16 protein-coding genes and 1 pseudogene are annotated in these 13,579 nt (G+C 43.6%); 4 read left to right on the top strand and 13 right to left on the bottom strand.

All coding sequences use genetic code 11. From position 1 onward, the window contains the following. Both C5471_RS15310 and C5471_RS25495 read right to left on the bottom strand, forming a co-directional pair. Nucleotides 1–2,390, bottom strand: a 2,390-nt coding sequence (locus C5471_RS15310) for a Tn3 family transposase (RefSeq protein ID WP_242688725.1), incomplete at its 3' end; no start/stop codon positions are given. A 337-nt stretch (nucleotides 2,391–2,727) separates the two neighbouring features. Beyond that, nucleotides 2,728–2,988, bottom strand: coding sequence for a hypothetical protein (locus C5471_RS25495; RefSeq protein WP_339959289.1), 261 nt, complete (start codon nucleotides 2,986–2,988; stop codon nucleotides 2,728–2,730). Nucleotides 2,989–3,231: 243 nt separating this feature from the next. Here C5471_RS25495 and C5471_RS25500 point away from each other — a divergent pair, with 243 nt between their 5' ends. Further along, nucleotides 3,232–3,486, top strand: a complete 255-nt coding sequence (locus C5471_RS25500) for a hypothetical protein (protein ID WP_242688731.1) — start codon at nucleotides 3,232–3,234, stop codon at nucleotides 3,484–3,486. Between the two features lie 7 nt (nucleotides 3,487–3,493). After that, nucleotides 3,494–4,105 carry a recombinase family protein gene (locus C5471_RS15325; protein WP_133814737.1) on the top strand — a complete coding sequence of 204 codons (612 nt, stop codon included), beginning with the start codon at nucleotides 3,494–3,496 and terminating at the stop codon, nucleotides 4,103–4,105. A 176-nt stretch (nucleotides 4,106–4,281) separates the two neighbouring features. On the opposite strand, the gene C5471_RS15330 is transcribed toward C5471_RS15325, so the two are convergent. Beyond that, nucleotides 4,282–4,770 (bottom strand): GNAT family N-acetyltransferase, encoded by a 489-nt coding sequence (locus tag C5471_RS15330; protein WP_133814736.1) that lies wholly within the window; start codon nucleotides 4,768–4,770, stop codon nucleotides 4,282–4,284. Further along, nucleotides 4,761–5,033: a type II toxin-antitoxin system TacA family antitoxin gene (locus C5471_RS15335; protein WP_133814735.1), complete on the bottom strand. Its 273-nt coding sequence runs from the start codon at nucleotides 5,031–5,033 to the stop codon at nucleotides 4,761–4,763. The genes C5471_RS15330 and C5471_RS15335 overlap by 10 nt, the downstream gene beginning before the upstream one ends. A gap of 88 nt (nucleotides 5,034–5,121) precedes the next feature. Between C5471_RS15335 and C5471_RS25355 the strand changes: the two genes are divergently transcribed. After that, nucleotides 5,122–5,331: a hypothetical protein gene (locus C5471_RS25355; protein ID WP_422630926.1), complete on the top strand. Its 210-nt coding sequence runs from the start codon at nucleotides 5,122–5,124 to the stop codon at nucleotides 5,329–5,331. A gap of 173 nt (nucleotides 5,332–5,504) precedes the next feature. On the opposite strand, the pseudogene C5471_RS25085 reads toward C5471_RS25355, so the two are convergent. From C5471_RS25085 to C5471_RS15355, 4 genes and pseudogenes are all read right to left on the bottom strand, one after another. Next, nucleotides 5,505–5,594: pseudogene (locus C5471_RS25085) on the bottom strand (type VI secretion system tube protein Hcp); the annotation flags it as partial. A 1,115-nt stretch (nucleotides 5,595–6,709) separates the two neighbouring features. Then, complete coding sequence (locus C5471_RS15345; RefSeq protein ID WP_339959290.1) at nucleotides 6,710–6,865, bottom strand: PAAR domain-containing protein; 156 nt, start codon at nucleotides 6,863–6,865, stop codon at nucleotides 6,710–6,712. A gap of 3 nt (nucleotides 6,866–6,868) precedes the next feature. Beyond that, entirely contained in the window at nucleotides 6,869–8,014 is a 1,146-nt protein-coding gene (locus C5471_RS15350) for a DUF3396 domain-containing protein (RefSeq protein WP_166296086.1), read from the bottom strand. Between the two features lie 36 nt (nucleotides 8,015–8,050). After that, complete coding sequence (locus C5471_RS15355) at nucleotides 8,051–9,196, bottom strand: DUF3396 domain-containing protein (RefSeq protein ID WP_133814734.1); 1,146 nt, start codon at nucleotides 9,194–9,196, stop codon at nucleotides 8,051–8,053. A gap of 25 nt (nucleotides 9,197–9,221) precedes the next feature. Here C5471_RS15355 and C5471_RS24020 point away from each other — a divergent pair, with 25 nt between their 5' ends. Then, entirely contained in the window at nucleotides 9,222–9,377 is a 156-nt protein-coding gene (locus C5471_RS24020) for a hypothetical protein (protein WP_207627362.1), read from the top strand. Here the strand turns inward: C5471_RS24020 and C5471_RS15365 are convergent. From C5471_RS15365 to C5471_RS15385, 5 genes are all read right to left on the bottom strand, one after another. After that, on the bottom strand, nucleotides 9,371–10,516 hold the full coding sequence (locus C5471_RS15365; protein WP_133814733.1) for a type VI immunity family protein: 1,146 nt from the start codon (nucleotides 10,514–10,516) through the stop codon (nucleotides 9,371–9,373). The two genes, C5471_RS24020 and C5471_RS15365, sit on opposite strands and share 7 nt — an antisense overlap. A 14-nt stretch (nucleotides 10,517–10,530) precedes the next feature. Beyond that, nucleotides 10,531–11,892 carry a VRR-NUC domain-containing protein gene (locus C5471_RS15370; RefSeq protein ID WP_133814732.1) on the bottom strand — a complete coding sequence of 454 codons (1,362 nt, stop codon included), beginning with the start codon at nucleotides 11,890–11,892 and terminating at the stop codon, nucleotides 10,531–10,533. Between the two features lie 2 nt (nucleotides 11,893–11,894). Beyond that, nucleotides 11,895–12,074, bottom strand: a complete 180-nt coding sequence (locus C5471_RS15375; protein ID WP_133814731.1) for a hypothetical protein — start codon at nucleotides 12,072–12,074, stop codon at nucleotides 11,895–11,897. 710 nt (nucleotides 12,075–12,784) lie between these two features. After that, on the bottom strand, nucleotides 12,785–13,174 hold the full coding sequence (locus C5471_RS15380; protein WP_133814730.1) for a type II toxin-antitoxin system death-on-curing family toxin: 390 nt from the start codon (nucleotides 13,172–13,174) through the stop codon (nucleotides 12,785–12,787). Further along, nucleotides 13,171–13,392: a type II toxin-antitoxin system Phd/YefM family antitoxin gene (locus tag C5471_RS15385; protein ID WP_166296089.1), complete on the bottom strand. Its 222-nt coding sequence runs from the start codon at nucleotides 13,390–13,392 to the stop codon at nucleotides 13,171–13,173. The genes C5471_RS15380 and C5471_RS15385 overlap by 4 nt, the downstream gene beginning before the upstream one ends. Between the last annotated feature and the right edge of the window lie 187 nt (nucleotides 13,393–13,579).

Raw genomic sequence — 13,579 nt, forward strand, 5'->3', positions numbered from 1 at the left:
AACTCTTCACTGTATTTCCCTGGCGGCTCAAACCCAATGATACCCTCTGTTTTTGTTGGAAAATTTTTATAACGTGGGGCAAACTGATAGCCAAACGCGTATAAAATCCAAAAGTTAACCTGATTAGTGCCGTGGGTATCTACAGAGTGGCGATCGGGATCTATCTCTGTCGTATTATTGTAAAGGAGGTCGAACACAAAATAACTCTCGTGCTCGTGGGTGCCTATTACTTTTGCATTGATTGGCACATGATTACCGACCAGTGTTAACGCTGAAATTCCTTTTTTAAGACCGAAGTATTTTGATTCATATCTTGCGTTGGCTGTATTTCTTTGGCTCTCAAATCGTTGCCCATCACTGCTGGAGTGGATCACATCCGAATCAATATCGTAGTGTCGGAAAATAGATAATTTGGCGGTCGCATTAGCGACCATATCATTGGACTCCTTTAACGTTTCCAGTCGGAAGAAGTTTTGATATGTCATTTGTAGCACCTGATGACTTATGTCAGAAATCTCGCCCATCCTGCCCAGGCTCATATTGGTGCCAAGGGCAATAATACAGGCAATAAGTGACTTTTTATCCTGGTTGCCTTTAGTATATCTGCCTAAAACATGATTGAAACCCGCTAAAAATCCTGTCTTTTTCTCCACATAGCTTAATAAATTAGCGATGCTGATCGTTGGCACAAGATGATAAAAACGATGATTATCTTCGTCTTCTTCCTTTTTATAAAGCAGAGTCCAATTAACAGTACGGCCTTTACGGTAATTGTTAAATTTAACGTCCTTATTTTTTCGGCTGATTATCCTTTGATTTACATGTTGTAGTTTTTCTTCAAACTCATCTTTAAGTTCTTGCAAAGTTTGGGATATTGGTCTTTGTAATACGGGCAGATCTAGGTCATTCAGGACACTTTGTTTGTCGGCTTTCCACCTGTTCATGGGAATTAAGTCGTCTGTAAAACTTCGATATTTAGTGGTGTTCTGGTTAAAAACATCCCCTGATTCAAAGGCTGTTTTAAGCATCCTGTATACGGCAAATTCATATCGATCAGGAATGAGTTGAGGTGATTTTGCCCGGCTGTAAAGGTATTTTTGAAGGGATTTAGTGAAAAAATTAACAGGGAAATCTTTGGCGGGTATTCGCCGCAAAATTTTTCCGTCCCTAAGACAAGTCTGGACAAAGATTGCGGCTTCAAGAAGTCCTGACTCATCGGTATGACTACTAAAGTCCAGTACCCGGATAATTTGACGCAGATTCTTTTTAAAGACGGCCGGCAAGGTATCCAAGTGTTGCCAATGAAACTCCTCTTCATCAAAGCCTGATGACCCGATAAAGAGGGTTACTATCTCCATTTGTTCCCTGTTCAACAGCTGAAATGCTTTGGTTCGTATCTCACCAAAAGAGACATTGTCAGTGATATCGGGGTTCAAGAAAAAGCCCAATATTTTACCCGTGGCCTTGATATCTTCATTCGCTTGAGACTTCCTTTTATACACCATATCTTTAGCAAACAGTTTAGCGGCTTCTTCATACTGGCGGACATGGCAAATAAAGGCTTCGACCAGATTGTCATTGATGACATGCGTTCGATGGTAGGTGTAGCAAAGAAGATAAAAATAAGCGATCAAAGGGTCAAATCGCCGAAGCTTATAAACTGAATAATATTCAATCAGTGTTGCGTAATAGCGGATGCTTTCATTTGATATGCAAAGTGAGGGTAACCACTGACAGGCAAATTCATAAAGGGGGCTGAGTTGCTTTACCCAGGTGGATTCTCTGACAATTTCGGTATAACTAAAGTCCCTTAGTGCCTTTTTTAGTTGGGTTATCCAGTGCAGACCTCCTGATTCTTCAGATAATAAATTTGTGAGTGCCTCTTCCATATCAGGATTAAGATCTGATTTTAATTGCTCACAGATACGCCTCCTCTCATCCGATAAACATCGTCCAATCAAATCCTGAAAGGTACTGTACGCAGGGGTAATGATCTGATTTTTATTGAGGTGACTTAACAATGCCCGCAAGATAAACACAGGCTTAGCTGACCTTTTAACAACCCGTGCGGCCAGTTCAGCTAATTGTTCTGCCATGACACTGCCATAGCGTTGATAATTCAGATGCTGACAAATAAGTCTTTGCAGTTGTATCCGGGTCGTCTTGCCTGGAACTTTTATATTGGCGGCAGAATGATCAGGGAAATGGCACGCCAGAATATAAGAGATATCCGTGATGACATCTTCCAGCGTGTAGGTAAAGAATATTTTCCTGGATTTAAAATACCCAAGCATAAGAATGAAGTTCACTCTGGAGTTAACAGACCAACCTTGCGGTATTATCTGATGCTCCGTATCGGATAAGGTGAAATAGTATTCTCGCTCCTCCAAAGTAAATCGAGGCAGGCCAAAATAGTCCTGAATTTCAGGTTGAGTCAGTATCGTCAGGCGCTTTTATTGGTATTCATTTTTTTAATTCTTAATATGGCAGGGTCACATTGAGTATGTCACTTTATCTTTTTCTTACCACCTTTAATAGACATAGATTTATATACAGTTTATATTACATCTTTCCATCCGTATTTAGGCTAAATACAAGGCTGTCATTTAAACCTTCGTTTAACTGACACACCTAAAGCGAGAAGAAAGGTTTATGGCGCAAAAAATTGATGTTCGGGGTATTATAAAAGTCTCTGTCTTTTCCGACAAACAAGATGACTATATATCGCTATCTGACATCGCTAAGTACAAAGATGGCGACCGTGGTGATTACATTCTGCAAAACTGGATGAGAAACCGCGGTACCATTGAGTTTATCGGTTTGTGGTAACAGCTCCATAATCCCGATTTTAATTCCATCGAATTCGATGGATTTAAACATGAAGCGGGCGCAAACAGTTTCTCTCTCACGCCAAAACGCTGGATCACAACCACCAATGCAATCGGGATCATCTCGAAAGCGGGCAGATATGGCGGAACTTATGCGCATCGGGATATTGCTTTTGAGTTTGCTTCCTGGATCAGCGCGGAGTTTAAGCTCTATTTATTAAAAGAATTCCAACGGCTCAAACAAGCAGAAAATGAACAGAAAAATCTGGAATGGAATGTTTCGCGCACTCTGGCCAAGGTCAACTATCATATTCATACAGAGTCAATAAAAACGAACATTATTCCCGTCTTGGAGCTTAACCCAAAAGCAAGAAACTTTGCTTACGCTAATGAGGCCGATATATTGAATCTGGCTTTGTTTGGCAAGACAGCCAGCGACTGGCGTAAAGAGAACCCGGAACTAAAAGGCAATATACGGGACTATGCCACACTGGAACAGCTTGTCGTGTTATCTAATTTAGAAAGCTTCAATGCTGAACTTATCGAGCAAGGCCTCTCTGCAAACGACAGGTTCCAAAAGCTGAATCGCGTTGCGGTCAGTCAAATGAAGATCCTGATAGAAAACAAATCCATTGAAAAACTTAAACAATTAAAATAGGTCGTTCATGCGAATTGGGTATACCCGTGTCTCCAAATCTGATGGAAGTCAGGTGCAGGATCTCCAACTGGATGCTTTACTTGCTGCCGGTGTTAATAAAGAAAACATTTATCAGGATGAAATATCAGGGACGTCAGACAAACGTCCTGGATTGGATGCCTGTTTGAAAGCCCTCAGAGCTGGCGATGTGTTAATGGTATGGAAGCTTGACAGGCTTGGCCGAAGCTTAAAACACCTGGTGAATACTATCCATGATCTGGCGGATCGAAAAATCGGCTTTAAGGTACTGACCGGGCAAGGTGCAGAAATTGATACGACGACGGCCAGTGGCAAATTGGTCTTTGGGATTTTTGCCGCGCTGGCCGAATTTGAACGGGAGTTGATCAGTGAACGAACAAAAGCAGGGCTGGCAGCGGCCAGAGCAAGAGGACGTGAAGGCGGACGTTCTTTTAAACTCACAAAATCTCAGGTTCGCCTGGCACAAGCTTCCATGAAGAGTAGAGATTGTAGCGTATCTGAATTATGTGAAGAGCTTGGGATTAGCAGACAGGCTCTCTATAAGTATGTAGGGCCAGATGGGGAACTCAGGGAACACGGCAAAAGAGTATTAAAATCTTAGCGCTAACTGAGTACCCATTTTTTTCCTCATCAACTTTGAACCTTATCGGGGGATGGGCAAAAATAGCCAAATAGTGAGAATGGAGAGTCATCGCCTGTGTACAAATTCGTACCGCCCGTAGAACGTTCAGGATCTTTCGTTCATGGCATGAACCATGATGGCCTTAATACCAACAATTAGTTCTGTTTGCCTAATGGAAGCATCAGCGTGTATGGCTCCAACGGCGACTGGGCGAAGCCAAGACGCGTATAGAACGTTTGGGCGCTCTTATCAAGTGCGTGGACGATTATAGCTGAAATGCCCACCTGTTCCGCCGTGCTGGCGACACGCTTCCAAGCATCTTGGATAAGCAATGCCCCGAGCTTCTTCCCCTGATATTCCACATCGACAGCCAGACGGCCGAGAAGCACTACAGGGATAGAATCTGGCATATTGCGTTTAAGCGATGGTGTAGATTCAATATGATTAATTGAACCAGCGCTTAGACAATAATAACCGATAACGTCTTTTGTACCTTCCTCGCAAATAACAAATGTGCGGCTCGCGCCGAGCTTATTATTTTTTAAAGCCCGGCGTGAAAGCCATTCGTTTAATGTTTCATGCTGGCAATAAAAATCATTTATATTATGTTCAGCCGTTAATATTTCAGGGGCGCTTATTCCCATGGTGCTTTATATCCCATGAGCTTTTTAAAACCTGCATTATCAGGAAGCGGTTGCTCCAGCATCTGCATGAACACATCATATTTTTCGTCGTTAACGAAAAAGTGGCGCTGATCGAGTATGGCATCTTCGGCTGCGCGGCAGGCAGCATCCAAGATGAAATCAGTTCGGGTCTTTGAGTGCAGGTTTGCTGCATGGTCAATAAGCTCCCGCTGAAAGGCTTTCGCCCGGATGTTGATCGGGGTTTCTTTAGGTTGTGTTCTCATAAATCACCTGTGTGGCAAATTGGTAGACAGTCATTATAGCAATCGTATAACTAATAGCTATACGTTTAGCGTCTCCATTTGAGATCTCATGAAACGTAAGTATGCTGGCGCTGCACCTGATTTAAAACTGCATGATTTACATCAACACACTGATGATTCAGAAAATATTGTCCCAACCACATTGGGAAGAAAAATTTACGTCCCGAGATTATGCAGCTTTAACGCCACTGATATGGGAACACGTCAATCCATATGGGCGGTTCGACTCAATATGAATGCTCGTCTTGATATTCTGTAATCGAAATGGCGGCTGGTGATACGACTGTTGGGTCTACTCATCAGAAACCAGCAATCAAGCCTGATTATTGGTGAACTATCATAATTATTTAATAGCATTTCACGTATATCATGAAAAAAACAAATCTCGTTAAAATTGAAAATAACGAGGTTTTGTTAGAGGGATGGAATATATTATAAATAAATGCTATCGCCCCATATGCTATAGCCGGATGTGCCCGCTGCGTTGTGATTCCACGATATGGATTTGTATTTGAGAAGAATTTTTTTCATACGGCATTATGTTATGGTGATTAAATGTAATAAAAACCCCGTATTAAAAGGGGTGAAAACAAGGATTAAAATTTTATGCGCGATTTATTTTACATTTACCTAACCTGCCATGAGTATTTAAAAATGTAAGTAAAAAGGTATTAAAGCTTTTGGCTTTTTTATCAAGGTCGGATTTAACTCAGTAAATGCAACTTTTTAGCTGCGGATTTAATGGTATTTAATCGAAAATGATTAACCGTTAAAAGAGAGTTGAAAAGAAATCCACATATAAAAGAATATTATCCGAAAGGAATAGGTATTAAAGCGTTTTATCAACGGTTATTTTACGGATAAAACCTTAAAAACAATGCAATAAAAAAGGGATAAAACGGTTAATGTGACAGGATTTAAGTGCTGAAAAAGGTGGGTAAAACAGCGTTGGTAAAGATAAAAAGTGGAGAGGTTTAAGGTTTGTTAAACGTAAAACATGATATTTTATGATGATTAAATGTAATAAAAATCCCGTATTAAAAGGGGTGAAAACAAGGGCGGATTAAAATTTTACACGCGATTTATTTTACATTTACCTAACCTGACATGATTATTTAAAAATGCAAGTGAAAAGGCATTAAAGCTTTTGGCTTTTTTATCAAGGGCGGATTTAACTCGGTAAATGCAACTTTTTAGCTGCGGATTTAATGGTATTTAATCGGAAATGATTAACCGCTAAAAGAGAGTTGAAAAGAAATCCACATATAAAAGAATATTATCCGAAAGGAATAGGTATTAAAGCATTTTATCAACGGTTATTTTACGGGTAAAACTCTAAAAACCATGCAATAAAAAAGGGATAAAACGGTTAATGTGGCAGGATTTAAGTGCTGAAAAAGGCGGGTAAAACAGCGTTGGTAAAGATAAAAAGTGGAGAGGTTTAAGGTTTGTTAAACGTAAAACATGATAGCGGATGATGATTAAACTTAATAAAAAGCAGGCGTTAAAAGGGGTAAAAAAACGGTTAAAACTTTATACCGATTAAAATCATCAGTTTAAAAAATAACGTTTAATAACAGTTTAAAGCCTGCCCTGATTTTATGGGTATTTTAATTAATGGCTTTGGCGTTTGATATTTATGACCGTACCTTTAATCGACAGGCTCCGGTCGGGCAACCACAATTAACAAGGTGTCCCGCCAGTGCAACAGGTATTCCCTGTATATTGAACAAGTTAGAACCTTCCGCAATAGCGCCGGTTTGTTTACATTTTCTTTCCACTACACTTCGCATTATTTACTCCACTCTATTTTCCGCTGCTCGTATTAAATGCCAAATCGTTGTGCCTGACTCCGCACCCTGAACATCAAAAGCCATCGCGCCCTGAGCAAAGAAATACTGTTTGTCAGGGATGCTGTCTGTTTGCCAGATCCCGCTGACCAGGGCGGGTTCGCCGCCCCTAATCGGCGTTATATGCAGAGGTCCACGGTCATAGCGGGCATACCAGGCCAGCGTGGAAGTTGAATTAAAATGTCCTTCACCATAAAAATGCAGAGAATGGCCTTCACGAGGAATAACCCGTATCGGGCGTATCAGCTGGTTAATGGCAAAATAACTCGCCGGGACATTGCCCGGTAGTGGTGTTAAGTCCGGGTATTGACCGGCTCGGATCATCAGACCATTGGAATAAGGAGTGATCACCACATCCGGGTAGCGCGCCAGCGTCTTGCGTATCCAATGTTCCCCACCCAGTCGGTTGACAAAGCGTTTGGACAGCAGGGTGATCCAGTTAATGCCCCGGATGGAATGTCCATACTGTAATTTGGCTGTATGAACCGCAGAATTAACCTGCAATGCAGGGTAACGCTGTGCTAGCTGGTACTCCAGGGGAAAGTAATCATGGTAATCTCTGGGCAGGACCAGACAATAACCGCAGTCTCCACTGTCAGGTTCAAGCTGTTCACACAGAAAGTCCAGCCAGGCCATAAAGCGAGCCATGCCCTCTTGTTCCTTTAGATAATCCCAGGGCAGCACCAGATTCAGGTAGGAGCTACTATTGTCACCACTTATTTCCCGGGAATCCAGGTAATGCATCAGATAGCGGGGAGCTTCATAGATATTTTTGGCGTCACTAATATCCCAGGTAGAAAGCTGGTTTTTTTTCTGATTAAGAATACCTTCTTCGACTTTGGCAATATTTTCGGGTGAATATTTTTTTAATCCTTTCAGTGAATGACGATGAAAACGCAGATGAGTACCGAACTCCTCCCGAAAGCGGCGATAGCAGGCCAGAATGCGCTGTTTTTTCTCCTGAGTGTAACCCTGTTTAAAAAACAGGGTTATCGAGATACCCAAGCGGGAAACAGTCAACCCATCGCCATTGAGGAAAGTAAACGCAGCCAGTTGTGATCTTAACTGGGCAAAATAATCCAAAGTTTCCATCTTCTCTCCTTTCATGATAAGGCGGTGGATAATCCGTTATTCCCACATATTTGCCGCTTCCCGTATCAGATGCCATACGGTTGTGCCCGATGCTGCGCCCTGAGTATCGAAGGCTGTAGCCCCCTGAGCAAAAAAGTACTGCTCGCCCGGCAAGCTATCGGTTCGCCAGATCCCGCTGACCAGGGCGGGTTCGCCGCCTCTAATCGGCGTTATATGCAGAGGGCCACGGTCATAGCGGGCATACCAGGCCAGCGTGGAAGTTGAATTAAAATGTCCTTCACCATAAAAATGCAGAGAATGGCCTTCACGAGGAATAACCCGTATCGGGCGTATCAGCTGGTTAATGGCAAAATAACTCGTCGGGACATTGCCCGGTAGTGGTGTTAAGTCCGGGTATTGACCTGCCCGGACCATCAGACCATTTCGGTAAGGGCTAATCACCACATCCGGATAACGAGCCAGCGTTTTACGTATCCAATGTTCCCCACCCAGTCGGTTGACAAAGCGTTTGGACAGCAGGGTGATCCAGTTAATGCCCCGGATGGAGTGACCATACTGTAATACCGCAGTGTGAACCGCTGAATTGACTTGCAGGGAAGGGTAACGTTGCGCTAGCTGGTACTCCAGGGGAAAATAGTCATGGTAATCTCTGGGTAAAACCAGACAGTAACCACAGTCCCCACTGTCAGGCTCAAGCTGTTCACACAGAAAGTCCAGCCAGGCCATAAAGCGAGCCATACCCTCTTGTTCCTTTAGATAATCCCAGGGCAGCACCAGACTCAGGTAGGAGCTGTCATCGTCACCGTCATCCTCATCAGAGTCTTGGTAACGCATCAGATAGCGGGGGGCTTCATAGAGATTTTTAGCGTCACTGACCACCCAACTAGAGGGCTGGTTTTTTTTCTGGTTAAGAATGCTCTCTTCGATTTTGGCAATATTTTCGGGCGAATATTTTTTTAGCCCTTCTAGCTCATGACGGTGAAAACGCAGGTAGGCACCAAATTCCTCGCGAAAGCGGCGATAACAGGCCAGAATGCGCTGCTTTTTCTCCTGAGTGTAACCCTGTTTAAAAAACAGGGTTATCGAGATACCCAGACGGGAAACAGTCAACCCATCGCCATTGAGGAAGGTAAATGCAGCCAGTTGTGATCTCAACTGGGCAAAATAATCCAAAGTTTTCATATTTCTCTCCTTTCATTATGAAGCGGTGGCGAATGTCACACTCGCCAATATTGCCAGGACAGCGGCTAATGCGGCGGCGCTGACCGCTGCGGCAGCAGTTAAAATTTCCACCAGTGCAATCAGCGCAGCAGCGACCGCAAGGGTGACGAGGATAACAACGGCAACACCGGCAATTTACTGATTCCTATTTTCTGCTTCCCGTATCAGATGCCATACCGTTGTCCCCGGCTCTGCGCCCTGAATATCAAAGGCAGTTGCGCCCTGAACAAAGAAATACTGTTTGTCAGGCTGGCTGTCATTTCGCCAGAATCCGCTGACAAGCATCGGTTCGCCGGTTCTCACCGGGGTGACATGCAGGGGGCCACGGTCATAGCGGGCATACCAGGCTTGTGTGGAAATATCATCAAAATGACCCGCGCCGTGAAAGTGCAGGGAATCACCTTCTCCCGGCACAAAACGTATCGGGCGTATCAGTTGGTTAATGGCAAAATAACTCTCCGGGACACTGCCCGGTAGTGGTGTCAAATCCGGGTATTTGCCTGCGCGGATCATCAGACCATTGGAGTAAGGATTCATCACCACATCCGGGTAGCGTGCCAGTGTTTTACGTATCCAGATTTCCCCGCCCAATCGTGCGACAAACCGTTTGGACAGCAGGGTGATCCAGTTCATGCTCCGTATAGAGTCGGCATAATCATCCAGTGTGGTATGAACCGTAGAGTTAACTTGCAGGGTGGGGTAGCGCAGGGCCAGTTGGTACTCTAAGGGAAAATAATCATGGTAATCTCTGGGCAGGACCAGACAATAACCACAGTCTCCCCAGTCAGGTTCGAGTTGTTTGCAAAGAAAGTCCAGCCAGGCCATAAAGCGAGCCATGCCGTCTTGTGCTTTCAGATAATCCCAGGGCAGCACCAGACTCAGGTAGGAGCTACTGTCATCACCATCAGATTCATCGGAATCCAGATAATGCATCAGATAGCGGGGGGCTTCATAGAGATTTTTTGCGTCACTAACATCCCAACTAGAGGGCTGGTTTTTTTTCTGATTAAGAATACCTTCTTCGACTTTAGCAATATTTTCGGGTGAGTATTTTTTTAACCCCTTGAGTTCATGAGTATGAAAACGCAGGTGGTTACCAAATTCTTCGCGAAAGCGGCGATAGCAGGCCAGAATGCGTTGCTTTTTCTCCTGGGTGTAGCCCTGTTTAAAAAACAGGGTAATTGAGATACCCAGACGGGAAACAGTCAATCCATCACCATTGATAAAAAGAAAAGAGGTCAGTTGTGATCTCAACTGGGAAAAATAATCATGAGTATCCATATTCTCTCCGTTCATTATGAGGCGGTGGCGAATGTGACACTCGCCAATATTGCCAGGACAGCCGCTAATGTTGCGGCGCTGACCGCTGCTGCGGCAGCTAAAATTTCCACTAGTGCAATCAGCGCAGCAGCGACGGCAAGGGTGACGAGGATAACAACGGCAACTTCGGCAATAATCACAACCATTTCCAGCATTTCTTCACCCACCTTTTTCAATATTTGCATCCAGCTAATATTTTTGAGCTCTTCCAGGGTGATATCTGAGCCTTGTTGCACGGTTTGCCATCGGGCTTTTATCTCACTCTCCGTCCAGGTCACGATTTTCCCCGTTTGTTCACTGACCCAGGAAAACGCGTAACTGGCCTGATGGGTTATCGGGTCAATAATCTCTTCACATACCCACTTGCCGGCTTCACTGAGCCATACGCCAAACTGGGCAAGGAGTTCACGGGTACTGTTACGGATATAATCTATCCCTTGTTCTGTCAAGCTAGCCACCTCCTGTCCGAGGATAACCCAATCTTCATAGCTGGGTAAAAAAGACCAGGGAGAGGTACTGACAAGCGGCAGGTTTTTTGTCAGCGGTTGCGGAATAGTCCCCGGTACGCCCTCTTCGGGAGGAGTAGGAGCGGGTAAGGCATCATCAGGAGGCGAACCAGGCGGCAGGGGAGCCAGCGGTATCGGATTTTTATAGTGTTGTGAACCGGGTTGATAGAGTTCTCGCCACGCTTCATCATACTGCTTTTGCTCTTCTGTGCGGCTATCGTCGACGCGCATCACACCGAAACGATCACGGGTAGCAATCTGGATATAATCCTTTTCTTGCCCTTTACTGAGTGCATCCCCTGGAAATTTCACCTCAATCAACATTTTCAGATTATCGGGGTGCACAGAACCATCAAAGTAAGAGGCATTTCTGCCCGGCCAGCGGAGAGCCTCATCTTTAACCAAAATAATATCGGGACGACGAATACGCTTAACCCCAAATTTCTCCGCGTCTTCGGCAGAAGGCCGGGCAAATGGATTACTGGATTGCGGTAAATTATCACCATAACGCTGCTTAGAGACTTGACTGGTCGCCAGCATAGGTAGGGGAACATCCTTCTTTCCCCGGATAGCAAACACCACTTCTGCTTTATAAGGCCACAGGAAATCGTGCTTATACTCTTCAACTTTGATTAATCCGCTCATGACAATCTGTTTAAGAAAGCGAATCGCCCCCAGTTTAGTGATAATCATTGCAGGCAGTCGCTGGGCATATTCGGCTTTTTCCGCCAGATAACAGGGATCTTCATCAGCGGGAAAGACCCCTATTTCCATCGTGCAATTAATTGAGGTCACGGCTGGGCACATCTTGCCGTTGTTGGATATTGCCATACTTATTTCTCCTTAAACTCCATAACATATTCTACCTTTAAGGGAATATCATCACGTGCGCTAACCACCGTTAACGTCAGGCTATAAAGCTGTGACAACTCTTCCTGCAAGGTAAATTGCGATACCTGAAAGGTTGTTTGGGATAATGCGCCAATGTGGCAGGTGAAAACTAATCCATCCATATTTGAAACCTTATATCATTGAACCTTAATCGGGAAACCCAGATAACACCGGAGGCCATTAAACGCATCATTCGCTTCTGCCCTTTTAAATAGCGCCGTGCCGCGTTTTTTCATATTACCGAGCCGCTGTTTCAACTTGATGGCCCTGAATACAAAAATAGTTCCGGCCTGTTCCGCAGTAAAAAATGAAAGCGGGAAATATCCGTCACTGAATATGTGGCGTTTGAGAGCACACTAAAACAGTTTCCAGCTGAGTCGCGGGGAAATAAATAACAGAGAATTTCGGCCTCTGAATTTTATGACCATAAGATCACGATATTTATCCTCTTAACATGACAAAAATGTGACATTCGTCACAAAAATAACCTGTTAATTACTCCCTGCGGTATGGAATGAATAAACATCGCCGGATGTTTTCGCCTAATTCGGGGGAAATTTGAAACGCCGAAAGCGTCAGGAGATTAATCCGGTGTGTTAGAGCTGATGATATATAGTTTTGAGGGTTTCTATTTGAATTCGTTGACCATTTTAACGTAAGCCACGTAGAGATTAATAATATTTTATTCAGTTCTCCACAATAGACGATTTCCATAATTTCAGCCCTTAGACTGCCTGGCTCAATAACAGAAAAGCCGTATTCATTATTTCCTCACTGGGCTATCAATATCAGTTCTTTGTTAACTACCCAGTGAAGAAAAATAGATAACCAATTACAAAGGACAATTATTCATGCTATTTCGGAAAAAACATTTAGCAATGTTATCTCTCACATTATTACCCGCTGCCGCTAATACTGTTAGTTCCACCAATTCCGGCGATCTTTGAACGATGACCCCGTTTTTTTTCAGAAAGAATAGAGCTGTTGTTAAAGCGGTTCGTTTATTTCCATCAGCGAAAACACGACCTCTGGCAATGGCGACAAAATAATAGCCAGCTATCTCAAACAAGTCGGTCAACGCTTCATATTCACACAATGCTTGAATACGATACAAAACAGCATCAACTCGACCAATATCCACAACACCACGCAGGCCACCGTATCGATCAATTAACTCTTCTCTGATATAGCAAATCTCATCAAGAGAAATATGGAAACTCATAGGTCACTCAATTCCCTAAGTTCAGCATCAAATTCGTCAAATATTGCCGTCACGTCCTGCTTTAATTTATTGGCCGCAAACTCACGATATTCAGCTTCCGAAATGAGTACCGCCTTACCAAATGACTTATGGCGAATGATCACTGGCTCACCGCCAACTGCGGTTTTGTAAACATCAGACAGTTTTGCCCTAGCATCCGTGAAGTTGATAATTTTCATAGAATCACCTGTACAGTTGAAATGTACACACCATAGCACAAGCAACCATAAACTGAATGCACTCAATGCAGACACGACAGTGACCATGAACAGGAAATTCAATAGCATACTCAACAACAACTTATTTCTGTTGTTTCAACAATATGGTTGTTCTTTAAGTATGCTATTTACTTTTACAAAAACTTTT

Source organism: Photorhabdus tasmaniensis, from assembly GCF_011189505.1.
Taxonomy (GTDB): Bacteria; Pseudomonadota; Gammaproteobacteria; order Enterobacterales; family Enterobacteriaceae; genus Photorhabdus; species Photorhabdus tasmaniensis.